The following is an 18,916-nucleotide window of genomic DNA, read 5'->3' as shown; positions in this document are numbered from 1 at the left end:
GGCTACACCTGGGCCAGCGAGGCGACAGGGCTCTTGGGGAGTGTCGGGGTTTCGAGCGCAGGTGCGGCATTCGAAGCTATCGCAGGCTTCGCGTTGGCCGGGAACTCGGCACGGTCTGCGAATGTTTGCTGAACGGCAGGGACGAAGACCTCGGCACTTTTTGGAACGGATTCGTCCGGGGTGGCCACCGCAGGTTTGCCTTTGGTTGCTGATTTGAGCAGCTTGTCGGCCCCAAAGGCGGCACCGCCGCTGATAGCGCCCAAGCCCACCGCTTTCAGAATCGGCATGGCCAGAGCTTTCAAAATATTCAATAGGGCACCCATGGGTCTTTTCCTCTCATCTGGTTTTTGTCTGGCGGCCTTGATAACCGCTCGTCCCTCTGTGTCAAAAACAACGCCACCGGTTCCAGGCCCTCTTGCGCCGATTCAATTTCCTTGCTAGCTTCTCGCAAAATGTTAACGATAACATTTGCTCTAAAAATAAAAACAAAACAGAGAATCTCGCCATGAAAATGCTTCCGAAAACCCTGTGTTTGTTGGCTTTCAGCATCAATCTCGGTACCGCCGGCCAGGCCTGGGCCGACACCAAACCCGCGCCCATCCGCATCGGTGCGTCCTTCCAGGAAATCAACAACCCTTATTTCGTCACCATGAAAGACGCCTTGCAGGAAGCCGGGGCGACCATCGGTGCGCAGTTGATCATCACCGACGCCCGCCACGACGTGTCCAAGCAGGTCAGCGACGTTGAGGACATGCTGCAAAAGGGCATCGATATCCTGCTGATCAACCCCACCGATTCCGTCGGCGTTCAGTCCGCCGTCAAGTCTGCCCACGCCGCCGGCGTGGTGGTGGTCGCGGTCGACGCCCAGGCCGAAGGCCCGCTGGACTCCTTCGTCGGTTCGAAAAACTTCGACGCCGGCTTCCAGGCCTGCGAATACCTGGCCAAGAATATTGGTGACAAAGGCAATATCGCCATCCTCGACGGCATCGCGGTGGTGCCGATCCTGGAACGCGTGCGCGGTTGCAAAGAGGCCGTGGCCAAGCACCCGGACATCAAGATCGTGAGCATCCAGAACGGCAAGCAGGAACGTGACCAGGCGCTGACCGTCACCGAAAACATGCTGCAGGCCCAGCCCACCCTCAAGGGTATTTTCAGCGTCAACGACAACGGCTCCCTCGGTGCGCTTTCGGCCATCGAAGCCAGCGGCCTGGACGTCAAGCTGGTGAGCGTCGACGGCGCGCCGGAAGCCATCAAGGCGATCCAGAAGCCCGGCAGCAAGTTCATCGCCACCTCCGCGCAATATCCGCGTGACCAGATTCGCCTGGCCCTGGGCATCGCCCTGGCCAAGAAGTGGGGCTCCCAAGTGCCCGCCACGATCCCGGTGGACATCACCCTGATCGACCAGGCCAAGGCCAAGGATTTCAGCTGGTAAACCGCCCAGGCCCCACGCCTGGCGTGGGGCACAGGTCATCCATCTGAATGCGAGGTCGGCGGTATGAGCAGTCTTCTGAAGCTGGAAAATATCTGTAAGCGTTACCCGGGGGTGCAAGCCCTCAAGGCGATCAACCTGGAAGTACAGCGCGGCGAGATTCATGCCTTGCTCGGGGAAAACGGCGCGGGAAAATCGACCCTGATGAAGATCCTTGGCGGGGTCGAGCATCAGGACGAAGGGCAGATCCTGATTGACGGCCAGGCCCGGCAGTTCGCGACCTACCGTGATGCGATTGCCGCCGGTATCGGCATTGTGTTCCAGGAGTTCAGCCTGATTCCCTACCTCACGGCGGTGGAAAATATCTTCCTCGGCCATGAGCTGAGCAACCGCTTTGGCCTGTTGCGCAAGCGCGAAATGGTCGAGACGAGCGAGGCGTTGTTCAAGCGCCTCGGCGTCAGCATTGACCTGCAATGCGCGGTCAAGCACCTGAGCGTGGCCGAGCAGCAGTTCGTCGAGATCGCCAAGGCCCTGGCCCTGGATGCACGGCTGCTGGTGCTCGACGAACCCACCGCCACCCTTACGCCGAGTGAGGCCGAGCTGCTGTTTGAGATCATGCGCGAACTCAAGCGCCAGGGCGTGGCGGTGATTTTTATCTCCCACCACCTGGAGGAAATTTTCCAGGTGTGCGACCGCATCAGCGTGCTGCGCGACGGCGGCAATGTGGGCGTCACTGACGTGGCCGACAGCGATATCGACCGCCTGGTGGAAATGATGGTGGGGCGCCGCCTGGAATGCAGCTTTCCGCCCAAGCCCACCGCCGAACGCGGCCCGCTGTTGCTGGAGGTCAAGGACATCCAGCTGGTGCGCAACGGCCCCCACAACCACTTTGAATTGCACAAGGGCGAGATTCTCGGCTTTGCCGGCCTGGTGGGCTCCGGGCGTACTGAATTGGCCCTGGGCATGATGGGTGCGCTGCCGTCGGTGAGCAAAGACGTGTGGCTGCGGGGTGAAAAAATCACCCTTGACGACCCGGCCCAGGCCTTGGCCCACGGCATCGGCCTGCTGCCGGAAAGCCGCAAGAGCGAAGGGCTGATCACCGATTTCAGCATTCGCGAAAACATCTCCCTCAACAACCTGCCCAAATACCAGAACGCCAGCGGCCTGATCGACAGGGACAAGGAGTGCGCCAGCGTCGAAGCCCTGATGCGCCAGCTGTCGATCAAGGCGCCCAGCGGCGAGAGCCGGGTGTTCAACCTCAGCGGCGGCAACCAGCAGAAAGTCGTGATTGCCCGCTGGATCAACCATCACTGTGACGTGCTGGTGTTCGACGAACCCACCCGTGGCATCGACGTCGGCGCCAAGGCGCAGATCTACGCACTGATGCGCAGCCTCACCGAACAAGGCTACGCAATCATCATGATTTCCTCGGAGCTGCCGGAAGTCATCGGCATGTGCGACCGCGTCGCCGTGTTCCACAAGGGCGCCATCGTCAAGGTACTGGAAGCGTCTGCCGTCAATCCTCAAGAGGTCATGCGCCATGCAACAGGGGGCTCAAGTGAATACGTCCATTAATGCCGTGGGGCCGAGCCGGCTGCGCCTGAACCTGGCGCGGTTGATTCGCTCGCCGGCGTTTTATCCCTTTGTGGGGCTGCTGGTGGTGACGCTGGTGATGATCTTCGCCAGCGACAATTTCCTCACTGCCAACAACCTGTCGAACATTGCGCGCCAGGTGTCGATCAACGCGATTATCGCGGTGGGCATGACCTGCGTGATTCTCACCGGTGGCATCGATTTGTCGGTGGGGCCGGTGATGGCCTTGTCCGGCACCCTGACCGCCGGCCTGATGGTCGCGGGCTTGCCGCCGGGCCTGGCGATTGGCGCCGGGATGCTGATTGGCGTGGCCTTCGGCATCGGCAACGGGCTGTTCGTTGCCTACCTGCACATGCCGCCGATCATCGTCACCCTCGCGACCATGGGCATCGCCCGCGGGTTCGGCCTGATGTACACCGACGGCTATCCGATTTCCGGCCTGCCGGAATGGTTTGGTTTCTTTGGCCGCGAAAGCCTGTTCGGCATTTCGGTGCCGATCCTGATCATGCTGGTGACGTACCTGGCGGCGTATGTGTTGCTGCAACACACCCGCATCGGCCGCTATATCTACGCGATTGGCGGCAACGAGGAAGCGGTGCGCCTGTCCGGTGTGCGGGCGGCACGCTTCAAGTTGCTGGTGTACGGCATCAGCGGTTTCACCGCCGCGATTGCCGGGCTGGTGCTGACCTCGCGCTTGATGAGTGGCCAGCCGAATGCCGGCGTGTCGTTTGAACTCGACGCGATTGCCGCCGTGGTCCTGGGCGGCGCCTCGATTGCCGGCGGGCGCGGGGTGATTGTCGGCACCTTGCTCGGCGCCATGCTGCTGGGGGTGTTGAACAACGGTTTGAACATGCTCGGGGTCTCGCCCTACGTCCAGAGCGTGATCAAGGGCGGGATCATTTTGCTGGCGATCTTTATCAGCCGTCAGCGCCACAAGTAAACCGGTTATCTCCACGCGGCCATGGCGGCCGCGATGGGTTCTCTCATGCTCAAGAAAGGTCCGCACATCATGGAAAAGCACAACGAAATGCAAGCCGTCGTCTGCCACGGCCCGAAAGACTACCGCCTGGAACGCATCAGCAAACCCCAGGCGCGGGTCAATGAACTGGTGATCCGCATCGCCGCCTGCGGCATCTGCGCCAGCGACTGCAAATGCCACTCGGGCGCCGCGATGTTCTGGGGCGGCGACAACCCGTGGGTCAAGGCACCGGTGGTGCCGGGGCACGAGTTTTTCGGCTACGTGGTGGAAGCCGGCGAGGGCGCCGAAGAGCACTTTGACGTGAAGGTCGGCGACAAGGTGATCGCCGAGCAGATCGTGCCGTGCGGCAAGTGCCGCTTCTGCAAATCCGGCAAGTACTGGATGTGCGAGGTGCACAACATCTTCGGCTTCCAGCGTGAAGTGGCCGAAGGCGGCATGGCCCAGTACATGCGCATCCCCAAGACGGCCATCGTGCACAAGATTCCGGAGTCGGTGTCTCTCGAAGATTCGGCACTGATCGAGCCGATGTCCTGCGCGATTCACACCGTCAACCGGGGTGAGATCCAGCTGGATGACGTGCTGGTGATCGCCGGTGCAGGCACCCTGGGCCTGTGCATGGTGCAGGTGGCGGCGCTGAAGACGCCGAAGAAACTGGTGGTGATCGACATGGTCGATGAGCGCCTGGAACTGGCGAAGAAGTTCGGTGCCGACGTGGTGATCAATCCGTCCCGGGACAACGCCCGCGAGATCATCAATGGCCTGACCGACAACTACGGTTGCGACGTGTACATCGAAACCACCGGCGTGCCGGCGGGCGTCACCCAGGGCCTGGAATTGATCCGCAAGCTCGGGCGGTTTGTCGAGTTCAGCGTGTTTGGCGCCGAGACCAGCGCCGACTGGTCGATCATCGGTGACCGCAAGGAACTCGACGTACGCGGCGCGCACCTCGGGCCGTATTGCTACCCGGTGGCCATCGACCTGTTCGAACGCGGCCTGCTGACGTCCAAGGGCATCGTGACCCATGACTTCGGGCTGGATAACTGGGCCGAGGCCTTTGAGTTGGCCAACTCGACCAAATCGATCAAGGTGCTGCTGAAGCCGGTGGTCTGAGATGAACTACGTGATGGGTGTGGACATCGGCACGCAAAGCACCAAGGCGCTGCTGGTGGACGGTGACGGTACGATCATCGCCCAGCACAGCCAGGGGTATCGCGTGGATACCCCGAAAGTGCGCTGGGCCGAGCAGTGGCCGCAGGTCTGGCTGGACGCGGTGGAGGCGTGTGTTGCCCAATGCATGGCCAAGGCCGGCGTGGCGAAAGAGCAGGTCAAGGCGCTGTGCATCAGTAGCCTGTACGGCGGTTCGGGGATTGCCGTGGATGCGCAGATGACCCCGCTGCACCCGTGCCTGATCTGGATGGACCGGCGTGCGGGCGAACAAGTGGAGTGGGTGCGCGAGCACGTGGACCTGGAGCGGCTGTTCGCGGTCACCGGCAACTCGGTGGACAGCTACTACGGCTTCACCAAGATGCTCTGGCTCAAGCAGCACCAGCCGCAGGTGTGGGCCAATACCCGCTACCTGCTGCCGCCCAACAGCTACATCAACGCGTGCCTGACCGGTGAGGTGGCGGTGGATCACAGCAGCGCCGGCAATATCGGTGGGGTCTACGATGTGGCCCGGCGAGGCTGGTCGGCCGAGATGCTGGCGGCGCTGGATATCCCGCTGGCGATGATGCCGGAGCGCTTGCTGTATTCCGGTGAAGTGGTCGGCGGTTTGCTGGAGGAGTGGGCGCCGCGATTGGGCTTGCAGGCGGGCACGCCGATACTGGCCGGGGGCGTGGATGCGGCCATGGCGACCCTGGCCGCCGGGGTGACCCGGCCGGGCAATCATGTGGCGATGATCGGCACCAGCATGTGCTGGGGTTACCTCAATCAGCAGGTGGATGCGCGGCATGGTCTGGTGAGCATGCCGCATGTCTATAACGGCCATCAGGACCTGTACATCTTCGGCGGTGCGATTACCGCCGGAGCGTCGGTGAGCTGGTTTCGCGAGCAGTTCTGCCAGGCTGAAGAGCAGCAGGCGAAGGCGACGGGCCAGGACAGTTTGTGGCTGCTGGAGCAGAGCGCCGCGAAGATCCCGGCGGGCAGTGAAGGGCTGTTGTTCTTGCCGTATCTCATGGGCGAACGCAGCCCGGTGTGGGATGACCGGGCGAGCGGCAGCTTTGTCGGGCTGAACCTGTATCACAGCCGTATCCACCTGTACCGCGCGGTGCTCGAAGGGGTGAGTTTTGCCCTGCGGCACAATATCGAAGCGGGCACGCGTGGCGCGCATTCCCTTGACCCGCGATTGATTGTGGTGGGCGGGGCGAGCCATTCGGATTTGTGGATGCAGATTATCGCGGACATCACCCATTACCCGGTCTACACCATCGTGCAAGAGGTGGAAGCGGCGTTGGGCGCGGCGTTGTTGGCGGCCCATGCGGTGGGGTTGGTGGATGACCGGGAGATGGAGAAGGGCTGGGTGCAGCTGGAGCTGCGGGCGGAGCCGGAGGCGGGGAATGTCGGGGTGTATGACCGGGCGTTTGCCGAGTATTTGAAAGTGTACCCGGCGTTGAAACCGGTGATGCACAGCCTGCAATTGAATTAAGCGAACACTGATCCAAATGTGGGAGCGGGCTTGCTGTGGTGAGCGGGCTTGCCCCGCGCTGGGCTGCGAAGCAGCCCCATCAATCTGTGGTGAACCCGACGGGGGACAAGCCCCCTCACCACAGCAAGCCCGCTCCCACATGGGATCTCCATCGTTTTAGAGAACGTGAACCATGAACGCTACCTTTGACTTCACCCACCAGCGCATCCTCGTCACCGGCGCCAGCAGCGGCATCGGCCGGGAAATAGCCCTGCAACTGATCGCCAGCGGCGCCCAGGTTTTCGCCCTGGGCCGCGACGCCCAGGCCCTGGCCCAACTCGGCTGCGAAACCCTGTGCCTGGACATCGCCGACAGCGCCGCCCTGGACCTGGCCCTGCAAGGCCTGCCGCCGATGCACGGCCTGGTCAACTGCGCCGGCATCTCTCGCCTGGAACCCGCCGCTGCCATCAGCGCCGAAGCTTTCGACCAAGTGATGAACGTCAACGCCCGCGCTGCCGCCCAGGTCGCCAGCCGAATCGCCGCAGGGATGATTGAAGCAAAGATCGCCGGCAGCATCGTCAACGTCTCCAGCCAGGCCTCACTGGTGGCGCTGGACGATCACCTCGGCTACTGCGCCTCCAAGGCCGCGCTGGACGCCATCACCCGCGTGCAATGCGCCGAGTGGGGGCGTTTCGGGATTCGCGTCAACAGCGTCAACCCCACCGTCACCCTCACGCCCATGGCGCAAATGGCCTGGTCGGCGCCCGCCAAGCGCGATCCGGCCTTGGCGGCGATTCCGCTGGGGCGGTTTGCCGAAACGGCGGAAGTGGCATTACCGGTGCTGTTCCTGTTGAGCGACGCCGCCAGCATGATCAGCGGCGTCAGCCTGCCGATCGATGGGGGCTACACCAGCCGCTAGCCGTTCTCCAGCTTGCCGGCGATCACCACCTTGTCCCGCGGTTTGTGCGGGTCTTCGAGGCGGTCCAGCAGCAGTCGCACCGCGCTGCTGCCGGCCAGCGACGCGTCGTGGGCCACACAGGCAATCGGCACGCCGAAGATATCGGCGAAGGGCAGGCGGTCGATGCCGCAGATGGTCAGGCTGTCGTGGGGAATGTTGTGCATGCGCAACGCGCGCAAGGCGCCGAGGGTGATCAACTGGTTGAAGCCCATGATCGCGTCCGGCGCCGTGTGTTCGGCCAGGTAGTCGAGGGTGTGCAGGTAGGAGGGCATCAGCGTGTAGTCGCCGGCGCACACCTCGACGTGCACTTGCGGGTGATCGGCCAGCACTTCTTTCAGGCCTTTGAGGCGTTCCATGGTGATGCGCGAATGCTCGGGCCCGGTCAGCACCAGCAGGCGCTTGAGGTTCGGGGTTTGCCGCAGCAGGTACTGCGCGGCCTCGATGCCGCTGTGGTAGTTGTCCAGCACCACGCGGCTGAACGGGCTGTCGTGGATCGTGCGGTCGAGCAGCACCACCGGCGTCTTGCCGTTGCCCAGGCGCTCCAGATAATCCGGCTGGTAGCTCGGCTCATCGGAGACCGGCGACAGGATGATCCCCGCCACGCGGTAACCCAACAGGGTGTCGACCGCCTTGCTTTCCAGCTCTTCCAGCTCGTCGGTGTCCACCAGCATGATGGTGTAGCCGTGCTTTTTCGCCTCGCGGGAAATCGCCTTGATCATCTCGCTGTAGAAGGGGTTGTCCACCGAGGCGGTGATCACGCCGATGATCAGGCTTTCGCTGCGCTTGAGCCCGCGGGCAAACGCGTTGGGCACATAGTCCAGCTCCCGCGCCACTTCGAGAATCCGCGCCAGGGTGGCGGGCTTGACCAGGTCAGGCTTGCTCAGCGCCCGGGACACCGTGATGGTGGTCATGTTGACCCGTTTGGCGATGTCGCTGATGGTGACGGACTTTTTCTTGTTCATCGGCAGGGGGAAACCAGGAGAAAACAACCTGAGGCTACCATGGGCACGGCTTCAAATCACCGGATCCCAGCGCTGCGACCAATCCTTTTCCGCCTCCACCACCGCCCGCAGCAAGCCCAGCGCCTGTTGCAAAACCGCCGAATCGCGCTCGCGGGAATACACCAGGTACGTCGGGAAGCTGAACTCCGGTGCCTTGGGCACCCGTTCCATCACGCCGCTGTCCAGGTAGCTCTGCACCACCCGCGTGCGGAAATACCCGGCGCCGCCGTTTTCCAGGATGTACTGCAACGCCAGCGGCCCCAGGTTGAAGCTCAGGGCGGCGCGGGCCTTGTCCGGCAGGGCCGCGTCGTGCTGCTGGCGAAAGCCCTGGCCCCAGTCGATGTACACGTAGGGCTCGGGCCGGGCCGCCAGTTGCACCAGGATCAATTTCTCTTCCAGCACCTGCTCCACCTGCAGCCCCGGCCAGTACTGCGGCTGGAACACCAGCGCGGCATCCAGCACGCCCAGCTCCAGTTGGCGCAACAGGTACTCGCCTTCGCGAATCTCCGTGCGCAGGGCGTAGCCCGGAATGTGCTCGCGCAGGGCCTGGGCCCAACCGAGCATCAACGGGTTGCACAGGCTGACTTCGCCACCGATGTGCAACACGTTGCGGTAGCCGTCGGGCAACGGCAGGTCGCGGCGGGCGGCTTCCCAGGTTTGTACCAGTTGGTTGGCGAAGACCACGAAGGCTTCGCCGTCGGGGGTCAGGCGGGCGCCGGCGCGGTTGCGCACGAACAGCGTGCTGTTGAGCTGGCTTTCGAGATTTTTGACCCGGGCGGTGATTGCCGTCTGGGTGACGTGCAACTTCTCGGCCGCCGCGGCGAGGCTGCCGCAGCGGGTGATTTCGAGGAAGGTGCGTGCCAGTTCGATGTCCATGAAACCCCCGGGAGTGAATGGGGGACATTGTAGAGCGATGCGCGATTGGAATGCGATCAGCGCAGGTGCCTGGCTTTTGTGGTGAGCGGGCTTGCCCCGCGCGGGGCAAGCCCGCTCACCACAGGGTTATTGGTCAGTCTCTGAACATTGCTTGCACTTCAGGTTGGGGTTTTTGGGGCTTGCAGATGCTCGGTCGGGAACGCCTTGGCATACGCCTGGCAAACCCGCAGCACCTGCTCATCCGCAAACCGCGCGCCCACTACATGCAGCCCCACCGGCAACCCGTTCGCCGCCAACCCGCACGGCACCGACGCCGCCGGTTGCTGGGTCAAGTTGAAGGGATAGGTAAACGGCGTCCACTCCATCCATTCCCCAAGGCCCGAACCCAGCGGCACGTTGTGCCCGGCCTCGAACGCGGTGATCGGCATCATCGGCGACACCAGCACATCGTAATGCTCATGGAATACCGCCATACGCGCCACCAAGGCCGCCCGCGCTTCCAGCGCGGCGCTGTAGTCGCTGAGGCTGATCTGTTCGCCCAGTTGCGCAATGCGGAGCAGGCCCGGGTCCATCAGTTGTCGCTGAGCCTCGCTCAACGGTCCGGCCAGGCGCGCAGCACCGGCAAACCACAGGGTATTGAACACCTCCAGCGGATCACTGAACCCCGGGTCAATCTGTTCGACCTGGGCACCCAGCTGCACCAGGCCTTCGACCGCCTGGGCGACAACCCTGGCCACTTGCGGGTCCACCTTTACGTAGCCAAAGTTCGGACTATAGGCCACCCGCAGGCCTTTCAAGTCAGCCCCGGCCTGCAACCACGGCGTGGTCCGGGGCGCGCCGATCAAACCGTCCCGCGCGTCCGGCTGCGCGATGGTTTGCAGCATCAGCACCGAGTCTTCCACGGTGCGGGTCATCGGCCCCAGGTGCGACAGAATCGTCATCGAACTGGCCGGCCATTGCGGCACATAACCGAAGGTCGGCTTGATGCCAAAGGTGCCGGTGAAGGCGCAGGGAATCCGGATCGAGCCACCGGCATCGCTGCCCTGGTGCAGCACCCCCAGGTTCAAGGCCGCGGCCGCACCGGCACCGCCGGACGAGCCGCCCGCCGTCATGCGCGTGTCCCACGGGTTGCGGGTAATCCCATACAGCGGGTTATCGGTGACGCCTTTCCAGCCGAACTCCGGCGTGGTGGTCTTGCCCAGCAGCACCGCGCCGGCCTTGCGCATGAAGGCCGAGAAGGGCGCATCCACGTCCCACCGGCCCTCGGCTGAGGTCGTGCGCGAGCCCTTGTGCGTCGGCATGCCGATGGTCTGCGTCAGGTCCTTGATGGACGACGGTACACCGTCCAGTGCCCCGCACGGCTGGCCCTTGAGCCAGCGCTGCTCCGAATCACGGGCAGCCTTCAAGGCGCCTTCCGGGTCGACGTGGCAGTAGGCGTTGACCGCCGGGTTGTAGCGTTCGATTCGCAGCAGGGCGTCTTCGGTGACTTCCACCGGCGACAGGCGTTTATCCCGGTAGTGCGCCAGCAGTTCAACGGCGGTCAGGTTGGCAATATCCGTCATGCTGCTTTACCTCCTTGTGCCGCGTTGACCATGGCCCGCAGCAGCACTGCGCAGCCCGCCGCCAGGTCATCCGGCGCGGCGTTTTCGATTTCGTTGTGGCTGATGCCGCCTTCGCATGGCACAAAGATCATCCCGGCCGGGCCCAGTTCGGCGACGAAGATCGCGTCGTGCCCGGCGCCGCTGACGATGTCCATGTGGCTCAGGCCCAGGCTGCTTGCGCCGTCGCGCACGGCGTTGACGCAGGCGGGGTTGAAGTCCAGCGGCGGGAAGTCGGCGGTGGGCGTCAGCTCAAAGCTCAGGCCGTGTTGCTCGGCGGTGGCTTCGATCACCTGGCGCACTTCATCGACCATGGCTTGCAGCTTGTCGGCGTGCAGGTGGCGCAAGTCGATGGTCATGTGCACCTGGCCGGGAATCACGTTGCGCGAGCCAGGGTGCAAGCTCAGGCAACCGACGGTGCCGCAGGCGTGGGGTTGTTGCGCGTGAGCGATGCGGTTCACCGCACTGACCACTTGGGCGGCGCCCACCAGGGCGTCCTTGCGCAGGCGCATCGGCGTCGGGCCCGCGTGGGCTTCGACGCCGGTGAGGGTCAGGTCGAACCACTTCTGCCCCAGGCAGCCCATGACCACGCCAATGGTGGTGGCCTGGTCTTCCAGTACCGGGCCTTGTTCGATATGCGCCTCGAAATAGGCCCCGACCGGGTGACCCAGCACGGCGCGTGGTCCGGCGTAGCCGATGCGCTGCAATTCGGCGCCCACCGACACGCCATGCTCGTCCTGCTTGTCGAGGGTTTCCTGCAAGTCGAACTTACCGGCGAACACCCCGGAGCCCATCATGCACGGTGGAAAACGCGAGCCTTCTTCGTTGGTCCACACCACCACTTCGATGGGCGCTTCAGTCTCCATATTCAAATCGTTGAGGGTGCGGATCACTTCCAGGCCAGCCATCACGCCATAGCAGCCGTCGAATTTGCCGCCGGTAGGCTGGGTGTCGATATGGCTGCCGGTCATCACGGGCGCCAGTGCCGGATTGCGCCCGGCGCGGCGGGCAAAGATATTGCCGATGGCGTCGACGCTGACGCTGCACCCGGCGGCCTCGCACCATTGCACAAACAGGTCGCGGGCCTGGCGGTCAAGGTCGGTGAGGGCCAGGCGGCACACACCGCCCTTGGGTGTGGCGCCCAGGCGGGCGAGGTCCATCAGCGATTGCCACAGGCGTTCGCGGTTGATCAGCGGGGCATTGCTCTGGAGCGGTTGCGCAAAACTATTCATCAGCAGTCTCCGGTCAGGCACTCAGGGCCAGGTAACGGTTCTTGATCGTCGGGTCGGCGCGAAAGGCTTCGGCACTGCCTTCGTACACCACACGGCCCTGTTCGAGGACGTAATGGCGGTCGGCGAGCTTGTCGCAGACCATCAGGTTCTGTTCCACCAGCAGCACCGGCAGGCCGTCTTCCTTGACCTTGCGCAGGATCTTCACCAACTCGTCGACGATCACCGGCGCGAGGCCTTCGGTGGGTTCGTCGAGGATCAGCAGCTTGGGATCGTTGAGCAGTGCACGGGCGATGGCGAGCATCTGTTGCTCACCGCCAGACAGCGCATGGCCGGCGTTTTTGCGGCGTTCCTTGAGGCGCGGGAACATGCCGTACACGTCTTCCATCTGCCAGCGGCTGGTCTTGCGCACCGCGATGCGCAGGTTCTCCTCAACCGTGAGCAGGCGGAAGATCCCGCGGTTCTCCGGCACCAGCGCCAGGCCCTGACGGGCGATTTCGAAGATTTTCTGCCCCACCAGCGGCTGGCCATTGAAGTGAATCTGGCCCTGGCGCGGGCAGATGATCCCGAGGATGCTGCGCAAGGTGGTGGTCTTGCCGGCGCCGTTGCGCCCCAGCAGGGTCACCAGTTCGCCGGGGTTGACGGTCAGGGACACGCCTTCAAGAACGTGGCTCTTGTCGTAGTAGGAATGGATATTGTCGACGGTCAGCATCAGGCAGCTTCTCCCAAATAGGCGGTGCGCACGCGCTCGTCGGCGCGCACGAATTCCGGTGTGCCTTCCACCAGGATCTGGCCGTGGCTCATCACGGTGATGCGTTGGCTGATGGACATGACGATGCTCATGTTGTGCTCGATCAGCAGCACGGTGTGGTCGCGGCCGAGGTCGCTGATCAGTTGGGTCATGATCGGAATGTCGTCGATGCCCATGCCCGAGGTGGGCTCGTCGAGCATCAGCAGCTTGGGTTTGGAGCAGATCGACATACCGACCTCCAGCACCCGCTGCTGGCCGTGGGACAACTCGCCAGCCAGGGTGTCGGCGCGGGCGGTGAGTTGCAGGCGTTCCAGCACCTGGTCGGCCATCTCCAGGTGCTCGCGCTTGCTGTCGACCCGGCGCCAGAAGTTCAGGGCGCGGGCGCCGTCGCGGCCCTGGGCGGCGAGGCGCAGGTTCTCGCGCACGCTGAGGTTCTGGAACAGGCTGGTGAGTTGGAACGAACGGGCCATGCCCAGGCCGACGCGGCCGTGGGCCGGTTTGCGCATCAGGTTCTTGCCGTCGAAATGAATCGCCCCGGCGGTGGCCTGGCGTTCGCCGGTCAGGCAGTGGAACAGGCTCGTCTTACCGGCGCCGTTGGGGCCGATGATGGTGTGGATGGTACCGGCTTGCACCTTGAGGTTGACGCCGTTCACCGCGTGGAACGCACCGTAGGCCAGTTCCAGATTCTTGGTTTCCAACAGGATGCTCATGACAGCTTCTCCTTGGTCACAACGTCGGCCTTGCGGCTGCCACGCACACGTTCGAACAGCGCAGACAAACCACCCCACAAACCACCGCGCATGAAGATCACCACCAGGATCAGAATCACCCCCAGCAGCATCAGCCAGCGCGGCCACAGGTCGGAGAGGAAGTCCCCCAGCAGCACGATGGAACCGGCGCCCAGCAAGGAGCCGAACAGTGAGCCGGTACCGCCGACGATGGTCATGATCAGGATGTTTTCGGACATCGCCAGGTCGATGTTCGACAGCGGCACAAAGTGCAGCAGCATTGCGTACAGCGCCCCGGCGATCCCGGTGACGGCGCCGGACAACACGAACACCAGGATCTTGAAGTGGCGGGTGTCGTAGCCGATGGCCGAAGCGCGGGTTTCGTTTTCGCGGATCGCCATCAGCGTGCTGCCGAACGGCGAGGCGATCACCCGGCGCGCCCCGATGAAGATCAGCAGGAACAGCACTGCGACAAAGCCGTAGAACGCGCGTGCATCGGTGAGAGACAACAGCACCGTGTCACCGATACGGATTTCCGGACGTGGCACGCTGAGCAAGCCGTTGTCGCCGCCGGTCCAGTCGCTCAGGGTATAGGCGACGAAGTAGGCCATCTGGCTGAAGGCCAGGGTCAGCATCACGAAGTAAATGCCGGTGCGGCGGATCGCCAGGGCACCCACCAGAAACGCCAGGAAACCACCGGCGACGGCGGCGCCCAACAGTGCGCTGAACAGGCCGAGCTGCAGGTGAATCATCAACAACGCCGCGCAATAGGCGCCGGCCCCGAAGAAGATGCCTTGGCCGAACGACAACAGCCCGGTGTAACCCAGCAACAGGTTGCAGGCGAGGGCGGCCATGGCAAATATCAGAATCTCGGTGGCCAGGGTCGCCGAGGGTAAAATCAACGGTAGGCCGATCAATACCGCCAGCACCAACAGCAGCATGTAGCGCGACTGGGTCTTGGCGAACGGCAGGGGATTTTTCTCGCTCATGTCAGGCTCTCCCGAACAGGCCGTAAGGACGCACCAGGATCACCACGGCCATCGCGCCGTAGATCATCAGGCTCGCGCCCTGGGGCCAGAGTGTGGTCATCAGGCTTTGCACCACGCCGACCAGCAGGCCGCCGACCAGTGCACCGCTGAAGGAACCCATGCCGCCGATCACCACCACCACGAAGGCCACGCCGAGGATTTCCGGGCCGACAAAGGGCTGGGCACCGCGCAACGGGGCGAACAGCACACCGGCGACGCCGGCCAGGGCCACGCCGAGGGCGAAGGTCATGGAGAACAGGCGAAAGATGTTGGTGCCCAGCAGGGACACGGTTTCGGTGCTTTCACTGCCGGCCCGCACCAGGGCACCGAAGCGCGTGCGTTCCAGCAGCAGCCACAGGCCAAGGCCGACGAGGCCGGAGAACACGATCAGGAACAGGCGATAGTAGGGATAGACGAAATCGCCCACCACCAGCACCCCGCGCAGCAACTCCGGCACCGCGACGCTTTTGCCCACCGGGCCCCAGATCATCACGCTGGCTTCCTGGATGATCAGGGCTATCCCCAGGGTCACCAGAATCTGGAACATGTGCGGCAAGTGATAAATCCGCTGGATCAATAATCGCTCGATCACCCAGGCCAGCGCGGCCACCACCAGCGGTGCGATCAGCAGCGCCAGCCAGAAGCTGCCGGTGAGACTGACGGCGGTGTAGCAGATGTAGGCGCCCAGTAAAAAGAACGCACCGTGGGCGAAATTGACGAAGTTCAGCAGGCCGAAAATGATCGTCAAGCCGACCGCGATCAGGAAGTAAATCATCCCAAGGCCCAGGCCGTTGAGAATCTGGAACAGGTAAAGATTGAGCATGCAGGAACCCTCGGCAGGCGGCCGCGTGAGCGGCCCTGCGCTGTGTCACCAGTAGATTTTCAGCAGATCAGCCGAGCACGCAGCCCGTGGCTTCCACCGGCGGGAACGACTGGCCGGCGCTGAGCACCTTGGCCAGGTCGTCCTTGTCGGCCATGTCGCCTGCCGCCTTGCCCACCAGCAGGTAGTAATCCTTGATCACCTGATGGTCGCCGGCGCGGATCGATTCCTTGCCGGTGGGGCCTTCGTAGCTCAGGCCCTGCATGGCCTTGGCCACGGTCGGCCCGTCGAAACTGCCGGTGGAGATGATGGTTTCCAGCATGACCTTGGTGCTGATGTAGTCCGCGGCCAGCGGGTAGGTCGGGTTGATGCCGTACTTGGCCTTGGTCAGTTTCACCAGGTCTCGGTTGAGCGGGGTGTCGACCTGATGCCAGTACTGCGCGCCGAGGTACACGCCTTCCAGTACGTCGCTGCCCAGCTCCTGGAACTGGTCGAGGCCGGCGGACCATACCAGCAGCACTTTCATGCGTTCCTTGATACCGAAGTTCACCGCCTGGCGCAGGGTGTTGGACGACTGGCTGCCGAAGTTCAGCAGCACCAGTACGTCGGGTTTGGCGGCGATGGCATTGGTCAGGTAGCCGGAGAATTCCTGTTCCTGCAGCGAGTGGTAGCTGTTGCCGGCGTGTTCCAGGCCATGTTCGGCCAGGACCGATTTGGCACCTTCGAGCAGGGCTTCGCCGAACACATATTGTGGGGTGATGGTGTACCAGCGCTTGGCGTCCGGCAGCAGCTTGATCAGCGGCACGAGGGTTTCGCGGATCGCGCCATAGGTGGGGACTGACCAGCGGAAGGTGGCGCTGTTGCAGTCCTTGCCGGTGACCTCGTCGGCGCCCACCGGGGTCATGAACACGCCGCCGGCCTTGCTCACCTCCTTGGCGACGGCGAGTGCCGAAGACGACAGGGTGCAGCCCTGGAAGAAGCGTGCACCGTCCTGCTGGATCGCTTCCTGGACCTTGCGCACGGCCTTGCCGGCGTTGCCTTCGGTGTCGATCACCTTGTAGTTCAGCGGGCGACCGAGCAACTCGGGGTGTTGTTCTACCGCGAGGCGTGAACCCATGTCGGCAAATTTGCCATAACTGGCAAAGGCGCCAGACATGGACTTGAGGCCGTAAAAGGTAAAGGGCTCGGCGGCGAATGCCGAGCGCACACCCAGCGGGAGGCTGAGAGCGGCTGCGGCGGTGAGACTGGCTTTCAACAACGTACGACGCTGCATGGGGTGACTCCCTGGATTAGTTATTGGCAGGAGTGGCAATGGCGATACGGTGGAGCACGGCCTGTGGGCAGGCCTTTTATTTGGTTTTTTGGGGGGTGTCAGTGGTTGTGGTCGAACTCCAGCAGAAAGTGCGGGCTGACTTCGCCTTCCAGTGCGGTCATGTGGTGTTCGGCGTCGCACATGTGTTCGTGCATCAGGCTGCGTACGGTGGCTTCATCTTCGGCCCGGAAGGCGATCAGCAGTTGCTTGTGGTAGTCGAGGTTGGCGGCGTCGAATTGCTTGCGCTTGGGCTTGTAGGCTTTTTTCAGCACCACCAGGTCGCGCAATAAGTCGTTGAGGAACTGCGCCATGAAGCTCAGCAGCGGGTTGGGGCAGGCCTTGGCCAGCAGGTTGTGGAATTCCAGTTCGGCGATGCGTTGTTCGCGTTGGCCGGCTTCGCTGTCTTCGGGTGCGCTGCAAAAATCGACATTGTCCTGGAGGGCGCGGTAGTCGTCTTCGCTCAGGCGGCCCAGCACGGAGACGGCGAGTTCGACTTCGATGACTTTGCGCAGTTGGTAGACCTGTTCGCCGTCCAGGTGCTGGAAGTGCAGGTAGTTGCGCAGGGCGCGGCTGGCGGGTTCGGTGCCGGCCTGGTTGAGGTAGGCCCCGCCGCTGGGGCCGGTGCGGGTGTTGACCAGGCCTTCGACTTCCAGCGCCTTGAGGGCTTCGCGGGCGGAGCCTTTGGAGCACTGGAAGCTTTCCATCAACTCGCGTTCGGTGGGCAAGCGGTCGCCGGGCTTCAGGGCATCGGTGACGATGGAGCGCTTGACCGACTCGACGATCACGTCGGAGAGCTTCTGGCGTTTGCGGCGCAACGGGCGGCTTAGCATGGTGGTTGATTGATCCTATTAATGCGGATTAATAGTACTTAATAGGGGTTTGGGGTGGGGCGTCAACGGAGGGGGTCGCTTTTGGTTTGGATGGGTCGTAAATGGGGTGGGTGTGTATATCCGTTGCTGCGGTCAGGGCGGCTTATGGTTCCGCTCTTACAGCGGCTCACTTTTGAACAGCGCAAAAGTAAGCAAAACGCTCTTGCCCCACCACTCGGCACCTCGCTCAGGCTCGGTGTGCCCTCACTCCGGCTTTGGACCGTGGGCCGCCGCGATGGGCCATCCTTGGCCCAGCGCGGCTAACCCGGCGTCCTGCCGGGTTACCCACGCTCCAAAGCCTGCGTTCGGCCAGCGTGGTTTAACGGGGCGCCTAAGATCAAGATCAAAAGCAGATCAAGAACACAGCGGCCTACAGGCCGGCTTGAGTGGTGTGAAGCAAAGGCAAGATCAAAATCTACAGCCAGAGCGGGCACGGTCAAATGTGGGAGCTGGCTTGTCGGATCGCCGCATCGCTGCGATGGCATCAACTGGGTGTACCTGAAAAACCGAGTTGTCTGCATCGCAGGCAAGCCAGCTCCCACAGAAAAGCAGAGCCGCAGCAGTTTCAGATTTGGCTTTCGCTTTTGATTTGGCTTCTACCACTCAAGCCGGCCTGTAGGCCGCTGTGCTCTTGCTTTTGATCTTGATCTGGCTCTGACTGCCCCAATAAGCCCGAGGCCGAACGCAGGTGGTGCGGAGCGGGTAAACCGGCAGGACGCCGGTTTAGCCGCGCTGGGCCAAGGATGGCCCATCGCGGCGGCCCGCGGAGCATCGCCGGAGTGAGGGAACACCGAGCCTAGGCGAGGTGCCGACAGGCGGGGCAGAGCCCTTTGGTTACTTTGGGGCTTTTCCAAAGTGACCCGCTGTAAGAGCGGAACCCTAAGCCGCCGTTACCTAAATAACGGATATACCCCAAAAACTACCGCACCGCTTCAAACAACCCAGTAGCCCCCATCCCCCCCCCAACGCACATCGTGACAATCCCGTGACGCAAATTCCGCCGCTGCAACTCACGCACCAAATGCCCCACCTGCCGCGAGCCCGTCATCCCAAACGGGTGCCCGATGGAAATCGACCCGCCATTAACGTTGTACTTGGCATTATCAATTTCCAGCCGATTAC

At 63.1% G+C, this 18,916-nt stretch carries 17 protein-coding genes and 1 pseudogene; 6 read left to right on the top strand and 12 right to left on the bottom strand.

The window, feature by feature from the left end:
• Positions 1-2 precede the first annotated feature (2 nt).
• Positions 3-323: a hypothetical protein gene (locus MUM_RS0124445; RefSeq protein ID WP_010175134.1), complete on the bottom strand. Its 321-nt coding sequence runs from the start codon at positions 321-323 to the stop codon at positions 3-5.
• A 182-nt stretch (positions 324-505) separates the two neighbouring features.
• Here MUM_RS0124445 and MUM_RS0124440 point away from each other — a divergent pair, with 182 nt between their 5' ends.
• From MUM_RS0124440 to MUM_RS0124415, 6 genes are all read left to right on the top strand, one after another.
• Positions 506-1,432, top strand: a complete 927-nt coding sequence (locus tag MUM_RS0124440) for a substrate-binding domain-containing protein (RefSeq protein ID WP_010175132.1) — start codon at positions 506-508, stop codon at positions 1,430-1,432.
• A 63-nt stretch (positions 1,433-1,495) separates the two neighbouring features.
• Positions 1,496-3,004, top strand: a complete 1,509-nt coding sequence (locus MUM_RS0124435) for a sugar ABC transporter ATP-binding protein (RefSeq protein WP_010175130.1) — start codon at positions 1,496-1,498, stop codon at positions 3,002-3,004.
• Positions 2,970-3,962, top strand: coding sequence for an ABC transporter permease (locus MUM_RS0124430; protein WP_010175128.1), 993 nt, complete (start codon positions 2,970-2,972; stop codon positions 3,960-3,962). Before MUM_RS0124435 ends, MUM_RS0124430 begins: the two co-directional genes overlap by 35 nt.
• A 69-nt stretch (positions 3,963-4,031) precedes the next feature.
• The gene (locus MUM_RS0124425) at positions 4,032-5,111 is read left to right on the top strand and encodes an alcohol dehydrogenase catalytic domain-containing protein (protein ID WP_029616078.1); all 1,080 of its coding nucleotides are present in this window, start codon (positions 4,032-4,034) and stop codon (positions 5,109-5,111) included.
• Position 5,112: 1 nt separating this feature from the next.
• Complete coding sequence (locus MUM_RS0124420; RefSeq protein WP_010175123.1) at positions 5,113-6,645, top strand: FGGY-family carbohydrate kinase; 1,533 nt, start codon at positions 5,113-5,115, stop codon at positions 6,643-6,645.
• Between the two features lie 172 nt (positions 6,646-6,817).
• A complete protein-coding gene (locus MUM_RS0124415; protein ID WP_010175121.1) occupies positions 6,818-7,543 on the top strand; it encodes an SDR family oxidoreductase in 726 nt (241 codons plus the stop codon).
• On the opposite strand, the gene MUM_RS0124410 is transcribed toward MUM_RS0124415, so the two are convergent.
• From MUM_RS0124410 to MUM_RS01000000132675, 11 genes and pseudogenes are all read right to left on the bottom strand, one after another.
• Positions 7,540-8,544, bottom strand: coding sequence for a LacI family DNA-binding transcriptional regulator (locus MUM_RS0124410; RefSeq protein ID WP_010175110.1), 1,005 nt, complete (start codon positions 8,542-8,544; stop codon positions 7,540-7,542). The two genes, MUM_RS0124415 and MUM_RS0124410, sit on opposite strands and share 4 nt — an antisense overlap.
• A 51-nt stretch (positions 8,545-8,595) precedes the next feature.
• A complete protein-coding gene (locus MUM_RS0124405) occupies positions 8,596-9,459 on the bottom strand; it encodes a LysR family transcriptional regulator (protein WP_010175108.1) in 864 nt (287 codons plus the stop codon).
• A gap of 158 nt (positions 9,460-9,617) precedes the next feature.
• The gene (locus tag MUM_RS0124400) at positions 9,618-11,021 is read right to left on the bottom strand and encodes an amidase (RefSeq protein WP_010175106.1); all 1,404 of its coding nucleotides are present in this window, start codon (positions 11,019-11,021) and stop codon (positions 9,618-9,620) included.
• Positions 11,018-12,289, bottom strand: a complete 1,272-nt coding sequence (locus MUM_RS0124395; protein WP_010175104.1) for a Zn-dependent hydrolase — start codon at positions 12,287-12,289, stop codon at positions 11,018-11,020. The genes MUM_RS0124400 and MUM_RS0124395 overlap by 4 nt, the downstream gene beginning before the upstream one ends.
• Positions 12,290-12,302: 13 nt before the next feature.
• Positions 12,303-12,998 (bottom strand): ABC transporter ATP-binding protein, encoded by a 696-nt coding sequence (locus tag MUM_RS0124390; RefSeq protein WP_008430585.1) that lies wholly within the window; start codon positions 12,996-12,998, stop codon positions 12,303-12,305.
• Complete coding sequence (locus MUM_RS0124385; protein ID WP_010175101.1) at positions 12,998-13,747, bottom strand: ABC transporter ATP-binding protein; 750 nt, start codon at positions 13,745-13,747, stop codon at positions 12,998-13,000. The genes MUM_RS0124390 and MUM_RS0124385 overlap by 1 nt, the downstream gene beginning before the upstream one ends.
• Positions 13,744-14,754, bottom strand: coding sequence for a branched-chain amino acid ABC transporter permease (locus tag MUM_RS0124380; protein ID WP_010175099.1), 1,011 nt, complete (start codon positions 14,752-14,754; stop codon positions 13,744-13,746). The genes MUM_RS0124385 and MUM_RS0124380 overlap by 4 nt, the downstream gene beginning before the upstream one ends.
• A gap of 1 nt (position 14,755) precedes the next feature.
• Complete coding sequence (locus tag MUM_RS0124375) at positions 14,756-15,616, bottom strand: branched-chain amino acid ABC transporter permease (protein WP_003215751.1); 861 nt, start codon at positions 15,614-15,616, stop codon at positions 14,756-14,758.
• A gap of 67 nt (positions 15,617-15,683) precedes the next feature.
• Complete coding sequence (locus MUM_RS0124370; protein ID WP_010175096.1) at positions 15,684-16,886, bottom strand: ABC transporter substrate-binding protein; 1,203 nt, start codon at positions 16,884-16,886, stop codon at positions 15,684-15,686.
• A 98-nt stretch (positions 16,887-16,984) separates the two neighbouring features.
• The gene (locus MUM_RS0124365; protein WP_003215747.1) at positions 16,985-17,755 is read right to left on the bottom strand and encodes a FadR/GntR family transcriptional regulator; all 771 of its coding nucleotides are present in this window, start codon (positions 17,753-17,755) and stop codon (positions 16,985-16,987) included.
• 958 nt (positions 17,756-18,713) lie between these two features.
• A pseudogene (locus MUM_RS01000000132675) lies at positions 18,714-18,916 on the bottom strand (acetyl-CoA acetyltransferase); the annotation flags it as partial.

Origin of the sequence: Pseudomonas sp. PAMC 25886 (genome assembly GCF_000242655.1) — a bacterium.
Lineage (GTDB): Bacteria > Pseudomonadota > Gammaproteobacteria > Pseudomonadales > Pseudomonadaceae > Aquipseudomonas.
This window is presented reverse-complemented; position numbering and strand designations above follow the sequence as displayed.

Coding starts and splice junctions, on each gene's coding strand:
- MUM_RS0124445 (WP_010175134.1), bottom strand. CDS start 323: ATGGGTGCCCTATTGAATATTTTGAAAGCTCTGGCCATGCCGATTCTG.
- MUM_RS0124440 (WP_010175132.1), top strand. CDS start 506: ATGAAAATGCTTCCGAAAACCCTGTGTTTGTTGGCTTTCAGCATCAAT.
- MUM_RS0124435 (WP_010175130.1), top strand. CDS start 1,496: ATGAGCAGTCTTCTGAAGCTGGAAAATATCTGTAAGCGTTACCCGGGG.
- MUM_RS0124430 (WP_010175128.1), top strand. CDS start 2,970: ATGCAACAGGGGGCTCAAGTGAATACGTCCATTAATGCCGTGGGGCCG.
- MUM_RS0124425 (WP_029616078.1), top strand. CDS start 4,032: ATGGAAAAGCACAACGAAATGCAAGCCGTCGTCTGCCACGGCCCGAAA.
- MUM_RS0124420 (WP_010175123.1), top strand. CDS start 5,113: ATGAACTACGTGATGGGTGTGGACATCGGCACGCAAAGCACCAAGGCG.
- MUM_RS0124415 (WP_010175121.1), top strand. CDS start 6,818: ATGAACGCTACCTTTGACTTCACCCACCAGCGCATCCTCGTCACCGGC.
- MUM_RS0124410 (WP_010175110.1), bottom strand. CDS start 8,544: ATGAACAAGAAAAAGTCCGTCACCATCAGCGACATCGCCAAACGGGTC.
- MUM_RS0124405 (WP_010175108.1), bottom strand. CDS start 9,459: ATGGACATCGAACTGGCACGCACCTTCCTCGAAATCACCCGCTGCGGC.
- MUM_RS0124400 (WP_010175106.1), bottom strand. CDS start 11,021: ATGACGGATATTGCCAACCTGACCGCCGTTGAACTGCTGGCGCACTAC.
- MUM_RS0124395 (WP_010175104.1), bottom strand. CDS start 12,289: ATGAATAGTTTTGCGCAACCGCTCCAGAGCAATGCCCCGCTGATCAAC.
- MUM_RS0124390 (WP_008430585.1), bottom strand. CDS start 12,998: ATGCTGACCGTCGACAATATCCATTCCTACTACGACAAGAGCCACGTT.
- MUM_RS0124385 (WP_010175101.1), bottom strand. CDS start 13,747: ATGAGCATCCTGTTGGAAACCAAGAATCTGGAACTGGCCTACGGTGCG.
- MUM_RS0124380 (WP_010175099.1), bottom strand. CDS start 14,754: ATGAGCGAGAAAAATCCCCTGCCGTTCGCCAAGACCCAGTCGCGCTAC.
- MUM_RS0124375 (WP_003215751.1), bottom strand. CDS start 15,616: ATGCTCAATCTTTACCTGTTCCAGATTCTCAACGGCCTGGGCCTTGGG.
- MUM_RS0124370 (WP_010175096.1), bottom strand. CDS start 16,886: ATGCAGCGTCGTACGTTGTTGAAAGCCAGTCTCACCGCCGCAGCCGCT.
- MUM_RS0124365 (WP_003215747.1), bottom strand. CDS start 17,755: ATGCTAAGCCGCCCGTTGCGCCGCAAACGCCAGAAGCTCTCCGACGTG.